This is a genomic window from Lactobacillus hominis DSM 23910 = CRBIP 24.179, assembly GCF_000296835.1.
Classification (GTDB): Bacteria; Bacillota; Bacilli; order Lactobacillales; family Lactobacillaceae; genus Lactobacillus; species Lactobacillus hominis.
Window position 1 is genome coordinate 20,101 of record NZ_CAKE01000020.1, and the last position, 17,662, is coordinate 37,762.

Below are 17,662 nucleotides of genomic sequence, written 5' to 3' on the forward strand. Positions count from 1 at the left end.
ATAAAATGAACTTTTTAGAAAAATTTGATGACTTACAAGTTCCAGAAGAAAATATTCCAGAATTACTTGAATTGGCTGGTCAAAATCCAGAGTTTTTTGAAAAAGTGGTAACAGCTGAAGGAAACAGTAGCAAATATTCAGTTGCTAAAACCAAAAGAAAAGCCAGCGACCTAGTTAATAGACAAATTGCTTTTTTAGGTAGTTCAGTAACTTATGGAGCAGGTTCCTTAGGCGACTCGTTTGTGGACTATTTGGTTAAAGAAGATGGGATTTTTGCCTTTAAAGAAGCAGTTTCAGGAACCACTTTGGCAGAAATTAACGATGGCTCATATGTAACAAGATTAGAGAAATTGCCAGTTCTTGAAAAAATTAGTGCATTTGTTTTACAACTTTCAACTAATGATGCACGTAATGAGCAAATTGGAATTGGTAAGATTAGTGATAATGACAAATATGACATCACTACAGTTGCTGGAGCTATTGAATATATTCTTGACTATGTTAAAAAAACTTGGAATTGTCCGGTAATTCTATTTTCAAATCCTAAGTTTGATTCTGAACGTTACGAGCAAATGGTAGAAATGGCTAAGCAATTGCAGAAAAAGTGGCATTTCACTTTCTTGAATTTATATGACGATTCAAAATTTGACTATTCTGAGAAAGATTATAAATTGTATATGATTGATCCAATTCATCCAACAAGAGCTGGCTATAAGCTTAGCTGGACTCATACATTTGAGGAAACTTTGAATAAAGTTATTGAAGATCAATAACTGATAAAAACTAAAATAAATTTCGAAAGAGGAATGAAGAAAATGAATTTAGACAAAAATTCTTCTCTGACTAAGAATTTGGACACGGCTATCTTTGCAGGTGGCTGCTTTTGGTGTATGAAATAAGCTACTTGGAGTAAGTGCCTTATGGGCGCAAGGGATGCGAGTCTATTTAATATTCTGAAATTCTTTCTATAGTGGAAAAAAAGTGAAAACAAAAACGAAACTCAAAATTTTAGCAACATATTTGAGTTTCGTTTTTTAGTAGAATCAATTTTTTAAAACTTTTAGTGATGGTAGATCACTTGATACGTCAAGCATATCAAGTTTGTTTTTCAAATCTTTTTTGACTTTATCGGTAACATGAAGATATATCTCACGTGTAATTCTAGAATTACCATGACCAACTCTTTTTTGAATTACATATAAAGGTACACCTAGTTCAGCTAGTTTTGATATATGTGTATGTCTAAAAAAATGGCTTGTCAGGTCCTTTTTTATTCCTTGACGTCTGGCTATACTCTTGAGTACATTATTAACTTTACCGGGTATAAAATAGCCATCTGAAGTAGGCCACTCATTAACAAACAGAAAATCATTTAACTTTTTGCCTTTAAAGTGTTCTTTAACAAGTTTGACAGCATCATCGGAAAGTAATACATCACGATTACTATTCCCAGTTTTGGCAGAATTACTTTTGGAATGACGCTTATTTTTCTCTGGTTCATTTCTATGCGTAAGAAGAGTACCGCTAACACGAGCAAACCATTCTCCATCTTTAGTTTGTAAAATATCCTTTTTTTGAAGAGATGAAGCTTCACCTATACGCATCCCTGTTAAATACATCCAGGTAAACAGATCTTTCAAGTCTTTTCTTTTTTGTTCATCGCAATCTTTTAATATTTTTTGAAGTTCAGTATCAGTTAAGTATTTGTTTTCAATTTCATCATTCTTTTTTGCGCGTTCATTTTTATAAGTGGGTCTGGAATTGGTAACAGGATTTTCAGTTAAATATCCATATCTAATCCCATATTCGTATACTGCGGATAGGCAAGACCTGTAGGATTGAACTGTAGCATTGGCTAATTTTTTCTCATATAGTAAACTATCAAAATATTTATTTAACAAGGTAGGTTTGATTTTTTTTGCAATCGTTTGTCCGTCTAAATCCTCTACCATAATTGCTAGGGTATGTTGTTTGCGATAAAGTGTGGTTTCAGCAAGTTGATCTTTGGCCAACTCGAAATACTTTTTAACAAGTTGAGATAACGTTATGTTGGAATTTCCGCTTTGTAATTCTTGTAGTTTCTTTTCTATTTTCTTGTTCAATTCAATTTGAGCATCTTTACGAACACGAGCGGTATTTTTACCGTATGTAACACTGACATGTTTCCATTTACCAGTTAGTGGATTTTTAAACATATCGTTAAAGACATATTTACCAGTCTTTTTATTTTCAGTTACCCACATAATTAATGCCTCCTATTTTTAAAATAGGATATGCAAAAACTCCATAGATTTAGCTCTATGCTTTTTACTATATCCAAGGCTCTATTCAGTGCTGACCGCCAAATCTTTGCTGAATAGAGCTATTTTTACTTTTTAGCTTAGCTTTTATAGTCATCAAAGTATTGGACTAAAATAATTAGTTTATCTTTTAATTTGAAGTTAAGATGCAACTTCATTCTATTTTTGATAAAATAGAGTACGTAAAAACTCCATAGATTTAGTTCTATGCTTTTTACTATATTCGAGGCTCTATTCAGCGCTGACCGCCAAATCTTTGCTGAATAGGGCTTTTTCTTTATTGATTAATATTTAAAACTAAAAACACGTTAATAAATATTTTGTTAGAATAGGGATGAAAGGGAAGCCTTTCATTTGGATCACGTGTCCCCAACTTTGGGGTGAGCCGGTAAAGTGTCACGAGCACTTTGCCGGCTTTTTTGTTTTTTATAGTTAATTAATAGAGTTAGTCATCAGTATCTGTATCACTACCAGAATCATCATTAGGTTTTGTGATAGTTTGTGTAGACGATGCTGTAAGTTTTAAAGGCTTGCCGTAAGTATCCATAGTATCGGAATTCCATGGTTGAAGAAGATAAGTGTCTACAGCGAGATAAGCAATTTACTATAAAAAAACCAGTATATAGCAAAGAATGGATCAAGTTGAGCAAAGAAATTGATGCTTGGTGCCATAAAAATAAAGCAGAATATGGTGCTGGATATCAAACTTTGCACGATCAAATTTATGGAGCAATCAGATTCGTCACTGGTTGTAGTCGTATTAAAAGTTTAACCAAATACGATGTACCAGCAGCTAGATTTATCTTTGAGCAGATGATATCTGAATTTAAGAAAAATAGAGGTAATAAAAATGGACGAAGAATTTATCAATGAATTACGTAATTACACTTTAAAACAAATGAAAGAAGAACAGTCTCCAGCCTTAATCAGCAAGTTAGTTGCTGAACTGATGGAGCTGCAAAGGTAGGTGAATATATATGATGGCTAATGGGTGGAAGACACCTGACCAGATACAAGAAGACTATCACCTCAGTCAGTCGGCGTTTTATACTTGGAAAACAGAATGTGAAGAATCGCAATTTAAGGATGCTATTATTCGGCCAACTGGTAAACACACATATATAGTTGAGCAAAGATGGCAAGAGTTCATAACTTGGCGGTCAGATGAACGTGAAAAGGATCTACTGGATCCACATTTGCGAGTTCAAAAAGAGTCTCGGATATAGATTTAAAGATTAGGAGTTAAACAATGTATAAGACAGATATTTTAATTTCAAAATGGGTTAACAAAAAGATCAATAAGTTCCTTCAAACAAAACTAAGTACCAAAGAAACAGATATTTTTATGTTTACTGGCATTTTTTCAGGGTTCATTATCTTTATGATTTTGTTTTACTGCGTTATTTTGCCTAATTTGTAGGAGGGATGAAATGCTTAGTCTAAAGACAATGCACAAGCTTGTTTTAAACTCTAATGTTTATCAAATAAAGCAACCAATTCAAAAAGATAGATATACATTGTTGTTTGAAAAAGAGCTAGAAAAAAGCCCATCGCTAACGGCAATTAGTGATGGACTTACAAAAAATAAATTTCATATTGATTATAGCATGTGTGCGATAAGGCGGTGAATGAGATGGTAAGAATTAAAAAAGTTTATGACAAACATTATACAGTCATAAATAATTCAATTCTCAATGATACATCGCTTAAGTGGGAAGACAAAGGTCTTTTTACTTATCTATGGTCTCAATCTGATGAGTGGGATTTCTATGCGAAAGAAGTAGCAAAGCATGGTGCTGATAGCGAAGATAAAGTATATAAAATACTTCGCAAGCTAGAAGAACACGGCTATTTGCTTAGACAACGACAACGTAACAACAAAGGACAACTAAAGGCAAATAAATGGCTATTGTCTGAAACTCCAAGGCAAAAATGGATCAGTATGTATAAAAAACGTACCGATAAAAAAGAGGCACCTATTAGGCAAAATCCAGAACAGGTAAAACCAGATCTGGAAAAACCTAATATGGTAAAACCGGATCTAACAAGTACTAACTGTAACAAATACTTATCTAAACAAATAAAGAACTTAAATAAATCTCTCTCTAAAGAGAGAAAGAGAGACCAGGAAGTAATTGAAATATTAATCAATTATCTAAATGAGTTTGCTAATGAGTGGCACAGAGCACCAATTACTTTTTCACCAGAAGAATATAAAAAATTAGTTAATGCAGTACATAACAAAGAAACGAGTTCTCTTAGGAGCTTAGCAGAGAAAACCGTTATTTACAGTGAACAATACCCGCAAGGCTATTTGTTGAACTGCATTAAGAATTTACCGGAAGTGATAAAAGATAATGATAATTCACAGGAGAGCTAATATGCACAAAATAGAAGAATTATGGATTGATTATGAGTTGGCATGCAGAAGCTGCAACTATGTAAAAGCATGGAACTATGCCATAGAGCTGGCTGAAATCAATAAACTAGATTTACTTAGCGAGTTGAGAGAAATATATGATTTATGCAAGATTGAGGATTATGAGGGACAAGAATTACAAGTTCGGCAAATAACCGATCTATTAATTGATGCATGCAAGGCCAGACTAAGAAATGGGTTGCCACTAGTAGCTATAGGACGCCGAAAAATAATGAATGTGGTACTAGAGATGAATACAGTACTAAAAGTTGTTGATGAACCAGGAGAATAAATCATGAAATCATTTGATCCAAATTATATACATTGTTTTTCGAAAAAGACAATAAAATTAACGTTTCAGCAATGGGAGTATACAGGGACTGCATTTGTTGAAATTGGAGGTAATTGTACTTTTGCTGATATGCTTTCCGAATTTGAAAATGGTGATACCTTATTAAGTTTACTTAAACAAAAAACTAGTAAGCTCAATTTTGATTTGAAGGATCTTGGTCAAGATGAAGAAGGAAAGAATTGGTTTAGGGCCATTTTAATAAGTGATACAGGGGAAAAGTGCGAAACCGAAGATTTTTTAGACGCATTACCAGAAATGTTAGTTGGTATCGACCTTATAGATATTCAAAAGGAAGATTAAAAAAATGGATAAATTCATTTACAGCAAATTATGGTTCAGACGTCGAATAATTCTTCGAAAGATCTCATACAAAGATACGGGACTATATTTTGCTGGCTATATCGAAATTAAGTTGAATGACCCTAAAGACTGGGTTAGACACGCTACTGCCAGCGATTCAGGATATTTTTATGATGTTTGGCCATTTACAGATTTACCAGGTTGGCCTACTTTTGCTGGCTATTTACCCATTGACGAAAGACATTTATACATTGGGTTTGATACGCAAGAATTTGCTGAGTCCTATAGCAAAGAAGACTGTATTGAAATTTTAAAGGATACAGCAAAGCAATTAGCATATGACAACGAATAATTTAATTAAGCAAAAGGAGAAACGAAAAAATGGGAAGATTTAATTTTGATAATTATGAAGCTAAAAGAGGCAATGTAAGTAATGATTTAGACGTTAAGCGTCTATCAAGAGAATTAATCAATAAACCTAATTCGTCGTTTAAAAGCAAGCCTAAACCTAAGAGTAATTCTTATAAAGTTGGAGTCGCTTTATATTTCATGAGTGGTCAAATCTATAAAACTCCTGAATTTACTGTTGATGATATCTATGATGCATTGCAGCAAAATAAGCGCTGGCTCGATCAAGAAAATGGTGGAGCAATTAATTTGGGATATGTAGTTAGATATAACCCATATAAGTTTTATGAAAGAGAGAACCATGGTAGAGCTTAAATTTGCTTGGAAAAAAGAAACCCCATTGCAGCATCCCTCGAAAACAGATGCACAGCCACTACACAGTAAAGCAGAACGCAAAGCTAGACATTATAAATTCTTGCAAAAGTTAGATCATATTATTAAAGCTGAGAAGCAAAGTGGTTCGTTAGTAAATATATCTATCAATAATGAAGCCCTAAAGGAAATTCAGCATGAAAATAATCCATTCAATGAGGAGAAAGATAGAGTACAAAGAGTTGATCCTGTTAAGGCAAAAATGATTTTTGACTTAATAACTCAAGGGTATTCAATGACTGAAACACAACGTTTAGCCCGTGCTAGTGCGACCACAATTAAACATGTGATGTCGGATAGTGCTGTAAAGACGCGTCCTATTTTTAAATATCAGCTGAAAGGAATTAAAGAAAATAAAGTAGATTTTTATACTAAAAATCTTAGGCAGATAGTTAATTATACGGGAATAGATTTTAAAAAGTTAAAAAATGAAAATTTTTTGGCTGAGAGAGGATATCGGTTGCTTCACATAAATAAGCGATGGAATCAGCTACCAAATGGAAGTATTTATTCTGCAACTGATGTAGACAATATCTATCTCAAAAAAGGCATTAATAGTTTTGAAAATAAAGAATTGATAATTGATAGAAACAGGAAGGTAAATAATGAATAATCAAAAGAATACTCTAACAGCAACAGTTGGTTTTGTGTTAACAAAAGTAACAAAAATTCATGAGGCCAAGACTCTGGAAGATGCGAAGGGAGATGCTGAAGATATTTCGTGTGCAATGCAGCATTTGATTAAAGAATTTGATTTAGACGAATCGAAAGTGTTAACAGACGCAATTCTTGCAGCTACGATATGTGAAATTGGAAATATTATGGCTGGATATTATGTAAGACGAGATGAAGATGAATTAGCCAAAGCTGCTCTTCCAGATTCAGAAAGAAAAGAAATGCGATGAAAATTAAGACTTTTGTACAAAAAGCGAATAATATTGATGAACATGTAAATAACTGGTTAGACAAGCATCAAAATCTAAAAATTACAAATTGTCATATGAATTCGCAATGGATAACTAACGAAAAATATTGTTTGATTGTAACCAAAACATGCATGGTAACAATGGTTTTGGAATATGAAGAAGAAAAAAAGGATCAGGATGCTAGGTAAGGTGCCGGACTGGATGATTGTAATGGTATTTTTAATCTTACTAACAACAATAATTTTAGTAGTAGGTAATTTATAGAAGGAGTTCAATATGAAATACCAATTTAAAGATGAGAAATTAAAACATGAGATAAAGAATAGTTTAAATAAACTTTCTGCTACAGATAAAGTAAAAGATATTGAATCTATCACTTATGAGGGATCAAATATTATTACGAGTGATCCAACTTTCTTTGATATTAGCATTAGGATTACAGGTCATTGGGAAGAAAAGGATATAGTGATAAGGCCTAAAGAATTGCGTCTGAATCAATCTTTGTTAGACAAGATTAATCAAGACAAAGAAAAGCATGGCTATAAAGAAATTGAAACCATGATTGTTGATGCGTTAGATAACTATTACGAGGGATGCTAGATATGGAAAGAATTAACTCGATTATATATTGCAGACGCTTTGAAAAAGATTCAGAAACCATTGCTTATAGTCCAGCTAAGGTAGATGAAGTAGCAAATTTAATAGAAACAAAAAAGACAAATAATGAAATCTTTGTGTGTTTACCTGTTTTTGTGACTAGCACATATGCACTCTATGATTTAGATGCTAATGTAACTTATGGGTCTAATTCTTATATTGTAAATAATAAGCCAGATAATTTTTGTAAATTCTATATTCCCATTAAAGACATCACTTTGGTTCAGGGGGCAGACATTGACTTGGATAATCATTAATTCAATTTTGTCAGTCATAGTATCAGGTCTAATTATTTATAATAATCATCTTCAAAAAAACACGCACAAAATGTTAGATGAGGCACAGGAAATGATTAGAAAGTATTTAAATGAAATAGAAGAATCTTTTGAGAAACAAGAAAGAATTAATAATGCACAGTCCAATTTTAATGAATCAGTAACAACTAATTTTATACGCCATGAAGATGCTTTGAAGATTATCGTAAATTACATTAGGGATGCTAAGTAAAAGGTGATTTGAGATAATTAATGTAAATAAATCAAGTTAAATTGAGGAGTGGGAATGTGAGTTTACTATTTCAAGAATTAGATTGCGATAAAACATGTGATAGAGTTGACGAATTTTTGACAGAAGATTTAGAGAAATTAATCTTAATGTCGGGTCGTAATCTAACGGACTTACGTTCACCTACTTTATCTTTAGCTCCTGGTCACTCTAATGGTACTAATCATGCTGAAGCCAGTATAATTCGGGGACTTAATGCGGAAGCAGAATTGCGTGCAATCCATCACACAATTTATCATCTACCTGAAATGTCAAAAATAATAATGCGAGATCTTTATATTTATCAGATGGAAAGCTGGCAAGTAGCTGATGCAATACGATATGGTCATACGCAATTCAATACTCTAAAAAGAAGAGCGCAATTATTCTTTGCTGATAGTTTCGATCACTGGCAAAGATATATGGCTTGTCAACCAATCATTGATTTACACGAATATAAACAACCGGAATTAGACCGGAATAATAGTGGCGAAAAGGCGGAATAATAGCGATGGTTAGCCGGCCGGAATATAAGTTATAGTAGTATTGTGAGTTAAATCGGAATAGATGTAGAACTCATATTTACTAAACTTCTTAAATTTAACAGACTGGTAGTGGTTCGACTCCGCTATCAGCCATATAGATATCGTAAGCATCAAAGTTTTAATTGTTATAAATTAGTAATATATGGTTTGCACATTATTCGTCCTTATTCGCTAGCGATATCTATCGAAGAGAGTTTGCTTATGGAAACAGCAAGCTCTTTTTTCTTTTATCGGATGGAGGTAATGGAATGCCTAGAGTTAGACGTTGTAAGTACAAAGGCTGTCATAGTTACGCTATGTTTCCGAACTATTATTGTGACAAACATATAAATCATGAAGCAGAATACCAAGCACAACGCGATAAGTATCGTGGGGTTCATCGTTCAAGCAAAGCAACTACTTGGAAATACAATCATGTCATTCGCTATCGCAGTGCTACTAAGACTAAGCAGAACATGTTCTATCACACTCGAGAATGGCAAGTGCTTCGAAGACTCGTCTTTAATCGCGACTATCATCTTTGCCAGTATTGTAAAAACAACGCCGGAAACATTGTTGATCACATCGTTCCAATAGAATTCGATCAAACAAAGATGAAAGATATAAACAACTTAGCAACTTGCTGCAGGGATTGTCACGCTAAGAAAACCAGGTGGGAACAGGATTACTATGGCACTGGTCTACATAATTCTTTGAAAGATGTGCCAGCCATTACGGATATATCTTTAATTAATAAATTGATGAATGCACGAAATGACAATATAAAACGATCTGAGACGATTTAAATTTTGATGAGCAATCATACCAAAATGAATTTTAAATCGATTTTAGCCCGCCCATGGTGGCTCGTATAAGGAGCCGCACAGTTGCCGTTTTCTTGTGTGAAGTTCTGATTTTTAAAATATTTTGAAAGGGGGGTCTAAACTGACAAACGTTGATTTAACAAAGCCAAAAGTTCCAACTCAAGCTCCAAAATGGCTTGGCAATTACGGCAAAAGAATGTGGCCTAAATTAGCTGCATATCTTAATAAAAATTCAAAAATAATTCGTGCTGATGAATATTTATTGCAACAATATTGTTCAACATACGATTTATATCGAATGGCTTATGATGAAATCCAAAAAGAAGGCTTGCAGAGCAAAATTTATAAAACTGTCGTTTCCCCTGTAGATGGATCAATTGTAGCCAAGAATTTTGCAGGTTTTAGGAAAAATCCAGCAGTTCAAACAATGTCAGACTCACTCTCAAAATTAAATTCAATTGGGCGCGAACTTGGGCTAAGTCCTAAAGCACGAAGTGAAATGCTTGAATTAAATGCTCCAACTGAGAGCAAGAAATCAGTAGCACAGTCAATGAAGGAGTTCTTTAAATAATGAAAATTGATTTAACACAAACTCATGATGTGATTGGGGCTTTTCAAAGTATTGATTGGACTGATATAAAAGCTAAATATCACGATCCTGCAACTTTATACGCGTTTTCTGTTTTAAATGGCACAAAATTGGCTGGATATAATATAAAACTTGCATCTTTAAGGCATTTAATGGATTTAAAACGACAAGGTAATTCGAATTTTCCTTATCATTACGATGTGGAAGAAGTAGAAAATCTTTTAAAGTTTGCATCAATTTGCCCAAATGTAGATACGGGTGAGCCGACTCAATTAATGGAATGGCAAAAATTTACTTTTGCTCTTATGTTTGGCTGGCGTGATACAGATGGCAATAAACGTTTTACTCGTGTAATTGACTCAGTTTCCCGTGGTCAAGGTAAAACATATCAAATGGCAATTTTAATTTGTTATTCATTCATTATGGAAAGTATTGGATTGTCTAATCAAGATTATTTGGTCGCATCAATTAACTTTAAACAAACTATGAAGCTATTTGGCTATGTTTCTTCAATGATGCGAACAATAATTCAAATTGAGCCATTTAAAAGCTATGCGAAAGAAGTAGAATTACATATTCAATCCGATCAAGTTATTATGAAGAAAAATAATAATGTTTTACGCGCAATCAGTCTTGAAGCAGGGCAGTATGACTCTTATCATTTCAGAACAGCTATTTTTGATGAAATTGGAGAAGTCAAATCACGAAAAACTGTGAGTAAGATAATCTCAGGACAAGTTAAAGTACCTAATCATCAATTTATTCAAATATCAACTTCTTATCCAGATCCAACAGTTCCATTTCATGAAGATCAAAGAATGGTTATCCAGGCAATGGAGCAAGATTGGAAAAGGGATGCAGATAGCTATTTAGGATTAATTTGGTCACAAGACAGTTTAGATGAAACCTACAAACCTGAAACTTGGGTTAAATCTAATCCGCTTTTAGATTTACCAGATCAATGCGACGAATTGATGAAAGGCTTAAAAGATAAGCGAGATAGCGATTTGTTAACTGGCAATATTGCTGATTTTCAAACTAAAAATTTAAATTTGTGGTTAAAGCAATCAACTGACAGCTATCTAAACTTAAAAGATGTTGAAGATGCAATAGATGATGACTTTAAAATTGATGGTCGAGAAGTATTTATTGGTTTTGACTATTCAATGTTTTCTGATAATACAGCACTAAGCTTTGTTTATCCGTATGATGATGGTAAGTTTCACATTGAACAACATAGTTTTATTCCCTGGCAAAGAGCTGGAAGCATTGAAGCTAAGGAAAAACAAGATGGCATTGCTTATCGTCAATATCCTGAATACTGCACGATTACAGCACATCCACAAGGCATTATTAATCCAGAGCAGATTTATAGATGGTTATTAGACTATGTTGAGCAACATCAACTGGAAGTATTGTTTTTTGGATATGATCGTTTTGGCTCTTATCAGGTTAAAAACATTACTGAATCATTAAATGTGAATACAAGCTGGAATATCATGGACATTCAGCAAAGAACGTCAGCTCTTGCAAATCCTACTAAGTTTTTGCAGGAGCTTTTTATTACTCACAAAGTAACTACTCCAAATGATCCAGTAATGCAAAAAGCTTTACTCAATGCCACGATCAAGTCAGATAAAATTGGTATTCAAGTAGATAAGGATAAAGCCACCCTCAAGATTGATGTTGTGGATGCAATCATTGATGCACTTTTTCAAGGGATGTACTATTTTGATGAAAATGCGGATATGAATCAAAAAGCAACTGAAGTTGATCGTATGACTGAACAACAAGTTTTAGATTGGTTTAAAAATTCAAAATCTGGATTACTAGGAGGTGATACCACTGATAACTAAATTAAAACAACAGCTTTGGAAGTACATTGATGTGATTTTTTACTTTACCGGTTTAGCATCAATTACTTTTGGAGCTTTCAAAATTAATCAACCATTGGGTTATATCGTTGGCGGTATAGCCTTTTTAATTTCTGGTTATTTAGTTGAACTGATTGCATCAAGCAATGAGAAAGGAGGTGGTAAATAATGCCTCTGATAAAACTAAATAAATCTAGTCAGCCGACTGGATTTTCTTTGAATGATCCAGATTTCGTCAATTTCCTAGCTGGTGGCGAATCGCAACGCTATGTTTCTGCTGAAAAAGCTTTAAAAAATTCCGATATTTTCTCCTTAATAATGCAATTGTCTGGTGATTTAGCAATGGTGCGTTATTCAGCTGATACAGATAGATCCCAAGCAATTATTGACAATCCTAGTACAACAACTAATGGATTTAGTTTTTGGCAAGGAATGTTTGCCCAATTGCTGCTAGATGGCAATGCTTATGCTTATCGTCACAAGAATGTTAATGGCGTTGATTTGTCCTGGGAATATTTAAGACCATCACAAGTTCAACCAATGCTATTGGAAGATGGCTCAGGCTTAATTTACAACATTAATTTTGATGAACCAGAAATTGGTTATACGACTAATATTCCGTCAACTGATGTAATTCATATTCGTTTACTTTCCAAGAATGGCGGTAAAACAGGTATTTCTCCATTATCTGCGCTATTAAATGAGCTTAAAATTCGTGATGCATCTGATAATTTGACTTTAAAGGCTTTGAAATCATCTATTGCGTCAAATGGAATTTTAAAAATCACTCATGGTGGTTTATTAGATGAAGAAACTAAAGCTGCTAGATCTCGCCAAGTAAAAAGACAAACTGAAATGTCTGATGGCGGTCCGCTTGTCTTAGATGACTTGGAAGATTATCAACCGTTAGAAATGAAAGCTAATATTGCATCACTTCTTAGCCAAGCTGATTGGACTAAGAATCAAGTAGCCAAGGTATACGGAGTACCTGATAGTTACTTAAACGGTCAAGGTGACCAACAATCATCAATTACTCAAATTGGTGGTCAATATGCCAAGTCATTAAATCGCTATGTTCAACCAATTGTTTCAGAATTGAATGATAAATTGAACACTCATATTTCAGCAGATATAAGAGTTGCAATTGATGCAATGGGAGATCAATATGCAAGTACAATTTCGAGCTTGACCAAAGATGGAACTATTTCATCTAATCAAGCTCGTTTTATTTTGCAGAAATACGGTTATTTGCCTGAATAATTACCAGCTCCAGAAAAACAACCACAACAAGCAATTCAATTAATTCAAGCAAGTAAAGGAGGTGATGACGATGGTAACAGTTCCAGTGAAGGGGATAGTAGCTCCGAATGATATGGCTGATGTTTATAGCTGGTTTGGATATGATGTTGTAACTCCAAATAATATTTCTGAAGCATTAAATAATGCTGCTGGTGCAGATGTCACTTTGGAAATTAATTCTCCCGGTGGACATGTAGATGCAGGTAGTGAAATTTATACTGCTGTGAAGAAATACCAAGGTGACGTTACAGCACAGATTGTTGGACAAGCTTGCTCAGCCGCTTCATGGATTGCTCTTGCAGCAGATAAGGTGGAAATGTCACCTACTGCTCAAATCATGATCCATAGAGCTTCCACAGGCGTTGATGGTAACTCTGATGACATTGCGAGTGCTTTGCAAAGTTTGGATTCTCTTGATAAATCATTTGTTGACTTATATAGTCAGCGCACTGGTTTAGATAAGCAAGAGGTTTACAGAATGATGTGCAAAACAACTTGGATGAACGCGAAAGAAGCCGTTGATAAAGGCTTTGCAGACTCAATTATGTTTGAAGATAATGCCGTTCCAGCAATAGTCAATGCATATGGAGTTCCAGCTTTAAGTCAAAAAATGATTAATAAAGTTAAGAATTTGCTTCATGATAAATCGACCGAGAATGTCGTTAAACCTCAACCAAAAGAAAATATTAAAAATGATAGCCAACTTCAAAAGAAGCTGGCTATTTTGTTTGGAAAGGAAAATTAAATTTTATGAATATCAATGAATTAAAAGCTGCGTTTGATACTGCAGGTCAAAAGGTTCAAGACTTAGAAGATCAACGCGCACAAATTACTATTGATCTTGGAAAAGATGCAGACTCTCACTCTGTAGATGAAATCACTAAGCTCAATGCAAATTTAAAGAAAGCAAAAGTAAATCAAGAATTAGCTAAGTCAGCTTATGAAGATGCTAAGGCTAGTTTAGATGCTCAACCGGTGAATAAGAAGTCACTTCCAGTTAATGAAGATAAGAAGCTTGACATTCAAGCAATTAAGAATCAATTTGTTTCTGATTTCAAGAATCTAGTTTCATCTGGTACTACTGGTTCAGGTAATGCAGGGTTAACTATTCCTGAAGATATTCAACAACAAATTAGAACTTTAACTCGTTCATTCGTATCTTTGGAAAGCTTAGTTAATGTCGAAAATGTTGCAACTGCAAGTGGATCTCGCGTTTATGAAAAGTTAAACGACATTACTCCATTAAAGGATTTAGATGATGAAGCAGCAACTATTAATAACAATGACGACCCTGAATTAACTGTAGTTAAGTACTTGATTCATAGATACGCGGGGATGACTACTGTCACTAACACTCTTTTAAAGGATACTGTAGACAATATTATTCAATGGTTAACTAATTGGGTTGCGAAAAAGGATGTTGTAACTCGTAATGCAAAAATTCTTGAAGTTATGGGTAAAGCTCCTAAGAAACCAACCATCTCTAAGTTTGATGACATCAAGGACTTAGAAAATAACACTCTTGATCCAGCAATTGAAGCAAGTTCAATTTTTGTAACTAACCAATCAGGCTACAATATTTTATCTAAGTTAAAAGATGCAGATGGTCGTTACTTAATGCAACCAGATGTTACTAATCCTGATAAGTATTTAATTGATGGTAAGCCAGTTACTCGTATCGCTGATAAGTGGCTACCAGACGTGTCAGGTTCACACCCTCTATACTTTGGTGATTTAAAGCAAGGTATTACTTTATTTGATCGTCAACAAATGCAAATTGATATTACTAACACTGGCGCAGGTTCATTTGAAACTGATACTACCAAGCTTCGTTTCATTGATCGTTTCGATGTTGAATTAATCGATGATGGAGCTTTTGCAGCTGCTTCATTTAAGGCTGTTGCTGATCAAGCTAGTGGTACTGCTGATACAGACGGTAAGACTAGCAAGTAGTAAGTAGGTGAGTTTTAATGACCACTTATTTAGACATCACTAATGGCCTTAAGCGGTCATTAGGATATATCGATGAAGATGACTCTTTAGATGAAGCATCTTTAAATCGAATGAAGAATGGCTTAACTGCAGCTGAATTATATGTACAAGGGGCAATTGGCACAGACGTCAAAGATTTTTATGAATCTAAGGACATCAAGCCTTTGTATACCTTGGTATGTAATGCTTTAGCTGCAACTTACTACCAAAGTCCTACTAGTACAACATCTGGAGCTGTCGTCAGTGTAGATGCTGTATGCAAGTCTGTGATTGGACAGTTAAGGGGTCGCTATGATCGACTCTTGGAGGTGCAGAATGGTAAAGATTCTGAATCCAAGCAGGCTGACTAAAATTATTGAGTTTGGCTATGAATCAGATGAACCAGAATATGACCAAAACGACAATCCAATTTCTTCTCTTTCAATTGTATGGAAAACAACTGCTATTCCATGGTCATTGACTACTTCTCAAATGATTCAAGCTCAAGGCTTAAATTTAACCAATCAACGAGTTTTTGCAGTAAGGCATAGAGATGATAATTTTTGGTCAAAAATAAGTAAAGCTAAATATTATGGCAAGACTTATGAAGTAACAAATATCAATCCTGACCCTACTAATTCACCAACTAGCTATGATTTAGTAACTCTTAAGGAGGCATCTAAACATGAATGATGACTTAGGCGATTTTTTAAATGGCTGGATTGATAATGCTGAAAAGGGCTTAACTTTATCTACTAAAGATAAGGAGAAAATAACTGGTGCTGGAGCTGAAGTTTTTAGCCAGATTTTGCGTGACCGCACGCCACGAAGCAACGAAGTTTATTTTAGAGGACGCTCCGCAGGCCATGCGAATGCTAAGCACCATAACAGTCATCGCAAAACTAAGCACTTACAAGATAGTATTACTTATAAGGCTGGCTATACTGCAGATAAAACCCATACTGGAGATACAGACGTGGGCTTTGAAGATCATTATTATGATTTTTTGGCCAAAATTATTAATAACGGCAAGCATAAGATGTCAGATAAAGAATTATCTAATATGCACTTCATTGATAAAGCCCAGCAGGCTTCAGTTAGGGTAGTGGAAGAAGCTGAACTTAAGGCATTTAAGGAAGTGATGAACCATGACAGCAATTAATGATGCATATCAAGCAATTTTTAAGAGAGTGCCCGGAGTAGATCGTTACTATAAAAAACGAATTACAGGGAAGATTGATAATACTAAAACCGATTTGTTAATTACTCCAGTTGTTGGAAGTTACACAGTTTATGGTTCAAATATTCCTACAATTGAAGTGCAAGAGATAGAAATTCAGATATTTATTGGAAAAGAAAATAAAAAGGCTAATTTAGACACAATCAAAAATTCGATTGTGTCTTTTTTAGTGCCTAAGTGGCAAGTGAGCTATGGACCAGATGAAGGAACGGATCCTGAAACTGATGAATCTATGCTCACTTTTCATTTCACACGTAATTATGAAAGGAAATTAAACTAATGGAATTAAACGGTTTTGCTAGAGCCTTGATTGCTCCTGAAGATGATAACGCAAAATTAAAGACTCTTGACGAATTTAAAAAATATGGAAAATACAAAGATAAAGGTATTTTCCAAGCAGATTTACAAACTGCAAAAGGTACCACTCAAAGTAACATTACTGGTATGAATCCAGCAATTACTAAAGTTTATGGTTCTAATACTGTAGCTGAGAGTGAAGTAGGCGTGGAAAATATTTCTGCAACTTTGGGTGTAAATGATATGCCTTTTGACATTGCAAGTCTTTTGAATGGGATGTACAAAGATGACACTCATGGTGGTTATAAGAGAGCTGATAAGCGCTTGTTTAAAGGTGCATATATTGCTATTTCTGAAAACCATGGCTTCCCAGTTTACTATGCATTTCCTTACTGTACATTTACTCCAGGTACTGGTGTAAACATGCAAACTGATGCAGCTAGTCCAGTGACTGTTCATGACACATTTACAGTTACTCCACAAGCTCGTCCAAGCGATAACTTACTTTACCAAATTTTTGTTGGCGATAAGGATCGCGACCCATTGTGGAAGGACGAAGAAACAATGCTTGCTTACATTGTTGACGGCTTTAATACATCTGGTGCGAGTAACCCCTCAACCACAGCCTAAGCAAGATAATTCATCGGCTGAAGAAAAGCATGATGATAAAACAATCGATTCAACTCCTGAAACTGAATCAACTGAAAAGTAGCAATTAATGCTGGGTGGGTAGCGGTAGGTAATTATTAATTTAGAACGGCTAGGTG

General features: G+C 34.3%; 28 protein-coding genes and 1 pseudogene. 28 read left to right on the plus strand and 1 reads right to left on the minus strand.

Annotated features, from left to right (window positions below; genetic code table 11):
* Positions 1-5 precede the first annotated feature (5 nt).
* Positions 6-773 (plus strand): SGNH/GDSL hydrolase family protein, encoded by a 768-nt coding sequence (locus tag BN55_RS07015; RefSeq protein ID WP_008471331.1) that lies wholly within the window; start codon positions 6-8, stop codon positions 771-773.
* A 270-nt stretch (positions 774-1,043) separates the two neighbouring features.
* Here the strand turns inward: BN55_RS07015 and BN55_RS07020 are convergent, their stop codons facing one another.
* On the minus strand, positions 1,044-2,243 hold the full coding sequence (locus BN55_RS07020; RefSeq protein WP_008471333.1) for a tyrosine-type recombinase/integrase: 1,200 nt from the start codon (positions 2,241-2,243) through the stop codon (positions 1,044-1,046).
* 699 nt (positions 2,244-2,942) lie between these two features.
* On the opposite strand from BN55_RS07020, the gene BN55_RS07025 reads away from it, so the two are divergent.
* The 27 genes and pseudogenes from BN55_RS07025 to BN55_RS07150 all read left to right on the plus strand — a co-directional run bounded on the left by BN55_RS07025 (position 2,943) and on the right by BN55_RS07150 (position 17,525).
* Positions 2,943-3,173, plus strand: coding sequence for a hypothetical protein (locus BN55_RS07025; protein WP_238318902.1), 231 nt, complete (start codon positions 2,943-2,945; stop codon positions 3,171-3,173).
* Between the two features lie 376 nt (positions 3,174-3,549).
* Positions 3,550-3,720: a hypothetical protein gene (locus BN55_RS10020; protein WP_008471339.1), complete on the plus strand. Its 171-nt coding sequence runs from the start codon at positions 3,550-3,552 to the stop codon at positions 3,718-3,720.
* 10 nt (positions 3,721-3,730) lie between these two features.
* Complete coding sequence (locus tag BN55_RS07035; protein ID WP_008471340.1) at positions 3,731-3,928, plus strand: hypothetical protein; 198 nt, start codon at positions 3,731-3,733, stop codon at positions 3,926-3,928.
* Between the two features lie 5 nt (positions 3,929-3,933).
* Positions 3,934-4,680 carry a helix-turn-helix domain-containing protein gene (locus tag BN55_RS07040; protein ID WP_040469478.1) on the plus strand — a complete coding sequence of 249 codons (747 nt, stop codon included), beginning with the start codon at positions 3,934-3,936 and terminating at the stop codon, positions 4,678-4,680.
* A gap of 1 nt (position 4,681) precedes the next feature.
* Positions 4,682-5,011: a hypothetical protein gene (locus tag BN55_RS07045; RefSeq protein ID WP_008471343.1), complete on the plus strand. Its 330-nt coding sequence runs from the start codon at positions 4,682-4,684 to the stop codon at positions 5,009-5,011.
* 3 nt (positions 5,012-5,014) lie between these two features.
* The gene (locus BN55_RS07050; RefSeq protein WP_008471344.1) at positions 5,015-5,371 is read left to right on the plus strand and encodes a DUF5406 domain-containing protein; all 357 of its coding nucleotides are present in this window, start codon (positions 5,015-5,017) and stop codon (positions 5,369-5,371) included.
* A 4-nt stretch (positions 5,372-5,375) separates the two neighbouring features.
* On the plus strand, positions 5,376-5,723 hold the full coding sequence (locus BN55_RS07055; RefSeq protein WP_008471345.1) for a hypothetical protein: 348 nt from the start codon (positions 5,376-5,378) through the stop codon (positions 5,721-5,723).
* A gap of 29 nt (positions 5,724-5,752) precedes the next feature.
* The gene (locus tag BN55_RS07060; RefSeq protein WP_008471346.1) at positions 5,753-6,094 is read left to right on the plus strand and encodes a hypothetical protein; all 342 of its coding nucleotides are present in this window, start codon (positions 5,753-5,755) and stop codon (positions 6,092-6,094) included.
* Positions 6,081-6,764, plus strand: coding sequence for a hypothetical protein (locus BN55_RS07065; RefSeq protein WP_008471347.1), 684 nt, complete (start codon positions 6,081-6,083; stop codon positions 6,762-6,764). Before BN55_RS07060 ends, BN55_RS07065 begins: the two co-directional genes overlap by 14 nt.
* On the plus strand, positions 6,757-7,056 hold the full coding sequence (locus BN55_RS07070) for a hypothetical protein (RefSeq protein ID WP_008471348.1): 300 nt from the start codon (positions 6,757-6,759) through the stop codon (positions 7,054-7,056). The genes BN55_RS07065 and BN55_RS07070 overlap by 8 nt, the downstream gene beginning before the upstream one ends.
* Positions 7,053-7,265: a hypothetical protein gene (locus BN55_RS07075; protein ID WP_008471350.1), complete on the plus strand. Its 213-nt coding sequence runs from the start codon at positions 7,053-7,055 to the stop codon at positions 7,263-7,265. The genes BN55_RS07070 and BN55_RS07075 overlap by 4 nt, the downstream gene beginning before the upstream one ends.
* An 88-nt stretch (positions 7,266-7,353) precedes the next feature.
* Positions 7,354-7,677 carry a hypothetical protein gene (locus BN55_RS07080; protein ID WP_008471351.1) on the plus strand — a complete coding sequence of 108 codons (324 nt, stop codon included), beginning with the start codon at positions 7,354-7,356 and terminating at the stop codon, positions 7,675-7,677.
* Positions 7,678-7,679: 2 nt separating this feature from the next.
* Complete coding sequence (locus tag BN55_RS07085) at positions 7,680-7,991, plus strand: hypothetical protein (RefSeq protein WP_008471353.1); 312 nt, start codon at positions 7,680-7,682, stop codon at positions 7,989-7,991.
* Positions 7,992-8,082: 91 nt separating this feature from the next.
* A complete protein-coding gene (locus tag BN55_RS10100; RefSeq protein ID WP_162129591.1) occupies positions 8,083-8,241 on the plus strand; it encodes a hypothetical protein in 159 nt (52 codons plus the stop codon).
* 56 nt (positions 8,242-8,297) lie between these two features.
* Positions 8,298-8,783 (plus strand): ArpU family phage packaging/lysis transcriptional regulator, encoded by a 486-nt coding sequence (locus BN55_RS07095; protein WP_008471355.1) that lies wholly within the window; start codon positions 8,298-8,300, stop codon positions 8,781-8,783.
* Positions 8,784-9,070: 287 nt separating this feature from the next.
* Positions 9,071-9,607 (plus strand): HNH endonuclease, encoded by a 537-nt coding sequence (locus tag BN55_RS07100; RefSeq protein ID WP_008471356.1) that lies wholly within the window; start codon positions 9,071-9,073, stop codon positions 9,605-9,607.
* A 121-nt stretch (positions 9,608-9,728) separates the two neighbouring features.
* A complete protein-coding gene (locus BN55_RS07105) occupies positions 9,729-10,196 on the plus strand; it encodes a phage terminase small subunit P27 family (RefSeq protein ID WP_008471357.1) in 468 nt (155 codons plus the stop codon).
* Positions 10,196-12,070 (plus strand): terminase large subunit, encoded by a 1,875-nt coding sequence (locus tag BN55_RS07110; protein ID WP_008471358.1) that lies wholly within the window; start codon positions 10,196-10,198, stop codon positions 12,068-12,070. Before BN55_RS07105 ends, BN55_RS07110 begins: the two co-directional genes overlap by 1 nt.
* The gene (locus BN55_RS09780) at positions 12,051-12,257 is read left to right on the plus strand and encodes a DUF1056 family protein (protein WP_008471359.1); all 207 of its coding nucleotides are present in this window, start codon (positions 12,051-12,053) and stop codon (positions 12,255-12,257) included. The genes BN55_RS07110 and BN55_RS09780 overlap by 20 nt, the downstream gene beginning before the upstream one ends.
* A pseudogene (locus BN55_RS07115) lies at positions 12,257-13,459 on the plus strand (phage portal protein). The gene BN55_RS09780 and the pseudogene BN55_RS07115 overlap by 1 nt, the downstream one beginning before the upstream one ends.
* Entirely contained in the window at positions 13,419-14,132 is a 714-nt protein-coding gene (locus tag BN55_RS07120) for a head maturation protease, ClpP-related (RefSeq protein WP_008471361.1), read from the plus strand. Before BN55_RS07115 ends, BN55_RS07120 begins: the two are co-directional and overlap by 41 nt.
* A gap of 5 nt (positions 14,133-14,137) precedes the next feature.
* Positions 14,138-15,340, plus strand: a complete 1,203-nt coding sequence (locus BN55_RS07125; protein ID WP_008471363.1) for a phage major capsid protein — start codon at positions 14,138-14,140, stop codon at positions 15,338-15,340.
* Between the two features lie 17 nt (positions 15,341-15,357).
* Complete coding sequence (locus BN55_RS07130; protein ID WP_008471364.1) at positions 15,358-15,729, plus strand: head-tail connector protein; 372 nt, start codon at positions 15,358-15,360, stop codon at positions 15,727-15,729.
* The gene (locus BN55_RS07135; RefSeq protein WP_008471365.1) at positions 15,695-16,051 is read left to right on the plus strand and encodes a phage head completion protein; all 357 of its coding nucleotides are present in this window, start codon (positions 15,695-15,697) and stop codon (positions 16,049-16,051) included. Before BN55_RS07130 ends, BN55_RS07135 begins: the two co-directional genes overlap by 35 nt.
* The gene (locus tag BN55_RS07140; protein ID WP_008471366.1) at positions 16,044-16,520 is read left to right on the plus strand and encodes a hypothetical protein; all 477 of its coding nucleotides are present in this window, start codon (positions 16,044-16,046) and stop codon (positions 16,518-16,520) included. Before BN55_RS07135 ends, BN55_RS07140 begins: the two co-directional genes overlap by 8 nt.
* Positions 16,507-16,878 carry a DUF806 family protein gene (locus BN55_RS07145; protein WP_008471367.1) on the plus strand — a complete coding sequence of 124 codons (372 nt, stop codon included), beginning with the start codon at positions 16,507-16,509 and terminating at the stop codon, positions 16,876-16,878. Before BN55_RS07140 ends, BN55_RS07145 begins: the two co-directional genes overlap by 14 nt.
* Positions 16,878-17,525 (plus strand): phage tail protein, encoded by a 648-nt coding sequence (locus BN55_RS07150; RefSeq protein WP_008471371.1) that lies wholly within the window; start codon positions 16,878-16,880, stop codon positions 17,523-17,525. The genes BN55_RS07145 and BN55_RS07150 overlap by 1 nt, the downstream gene beginning before the upstream one ends.
* Positions 17,526-17,662: the final 137 nt, after the last annotated feature.

What these genes read in the sequence shown, in the direction of transcription:
- BN55_RS07110 (WP_008471358.1), top strand. Translation starts at nt 10,196, where the DNA reads ATGAAAATTGATTTAACACAAACTCATGATGTGATTGGGGCTTTTCAA.
- BN55_RS07150 (WP_008471371.1), top strand. Translation starts at nt 16,878, where the DNA reads ATGGAATTAAACGGTTTTGCTAGAGCCTTGATTGCTCCTGAAGATGAT.
- BN55_RS07070 (WP_008471348.1), top strand. Translation starts at nt 6,757, where the DNA reads ATGAATAATCAAAAGAATACTCTAACAGCAACAGTTGGTTTTGTGTTA.
- BN55_RS10100 (WP_162129591.1), top strand. Translation starts at nt 8,083, where the DNA reads ATGATTAGAAAGTATTTAAATGAAATAGAAGAATCTTTTGAGAAACAA.
- BN55_RS07050 (WP_008471344.1), top strand. Translation starts at nt 5,015, where the DNA reads ATGAAATCATTTGATCCAAATTATATACATTGTTTTTCGAAAAAGACA.
- BN55_RS07045 (WP_008471343.1), top strand. Translation starts at nt 4,682, where the DNA reads ATGCACAAAATAGAAGAATTATGGATTGATTATGAGTTGGCATGCAGA.
- BN55_RS07135 (WP_008471365.1), top strand. Translation starts at nt 15,695, where the DNA reads ATGGTAAAGATTCTGAATCCAAGCAGGCTGACTAAAATTATTGAGTTT.
- BN55_RS07060 (WP_008471346.1), top strand. Translation starts at nt 5,753, where the DNA reads ATGGGAAGATTTAATTTTGATAATTATGAAGCTAAAAGAGGCAATGTA.
- BN55_RS07085 (WP_008471353.1), top strand. Translation starts at nt 7,680, where the DNA reads ATGGAAAGAATTAACTCGATTATATATTGCAGACGCTTTGAAAAAGAT.
- BN55_RS07040 (WP_040469478.1), top strand. Translation starts at nt 3,934, where the DNA reads ATGGTAAGAATTAAAAAAGTTTATGACAAACATTATACAGTCATAAAT.
- BN55_RS07055 (WP_008471345.1), top strand. Translation starts at nt 5,376, where the DNA reads ATGGATAAATTCATTTACAGCAAATTATGGTTCAGACGTCGAATAATT.
- BN55_RS07075 (WP_008471350.1), top strand. Translation starts at nt 7,053, where the DNA reads ATGAAAATTAAGACTTTTGTACAAAAAGCGAATAATATTGATGAACAT.
- BN55_RS07015 (WP_008471331.1), top strand. Translation starts at nt 6, where the DNA reads ATGAACTTTTTAGAAAAATTTGATGACTTACAAGTTCCAGAAGAAAAT.
- BN55_RS07130 (WP_008471364.1), top strand. Translation starts at nt 15,358, where the DNA reads ATGACCACTTATTTAGACATCACTAATGGCCTTAAGCGGTCATTAGGA.
- BN55_RS07020 (WP_008471333.1), bottom strand. Translation starts at nt 2,243, where the DNA reads ATGTGGGTAACTGAAAATAAAAAGACTGGTAAATATGTCTTTAACGAT.
- BN55_RS07035 (WP_008471340.1), top strand. Translation starts at nt 3,731, where the DNA reads ATGCTTAGTCTAAAGACAATGCACAAGCTTGTTTTAAACTCTAATGTT.
- BN55_RS07065 (WP_008471347.1), top strand. Translation starts at nt 6,081, where the DNA reads ATGGTAGAGCTTAAATTTGCTTGGAAAAAAGAAACCCCATTGCAGCAT.
- BN55_RS07125 (WP_008471363.1), top strand. Translation starts at nt 14,138, where the DNA reads ATGAATATCAATGAATTAAAAGCTGCGTTTGATACTGCAGGTCAAAAG.
- BN55_RS07145 (WP_008471367.1), top strand. Translation starts at nt 16,507, where the DNA reads ATGACAGCAATTAATGATGCATATCAAGCAATTTTTAAGAGAGTGCCC.
- BN55_RS07080 (WP_008471351.1), top strand. Translation starts at nt 7,354, where the DNA reads ATGAAATACCAATTTAAAGATGAGAAATTAAAACATGAGATAAAGAAT.
- BN55_RS07120 (WP_008471361.1), top strand. Translation starts at nt 13,419, where the DNA reads ATGGTAACAGTTCCAGTGAAGGGGATAGTAGCTCCGAATGATATGGCT.
- BN55_RS07140 (WP_008471366.1), top strand. Translation starts at nt 16,044, where the DNA reads ATGAATGATGACTTAGGCGATTTTTTAAATGGCTGGATTGATAATGCT.
- BN55_RS07100 (WP_008471356.1), top strand. Translation starts at nt 9,071, where the DNA reads ATGCCTAGAGTTAGACGTTGTAAGTACAAAGGCTGTCATAGTTACGCT.
- BN55_RS10020 (WP_008471339.1), top strand. Translation starts at nt 3,550, where the DNA reads ATGTATAAGACAGATATTTTAATTTCAAAATGGGTTAACAAAAAGATC.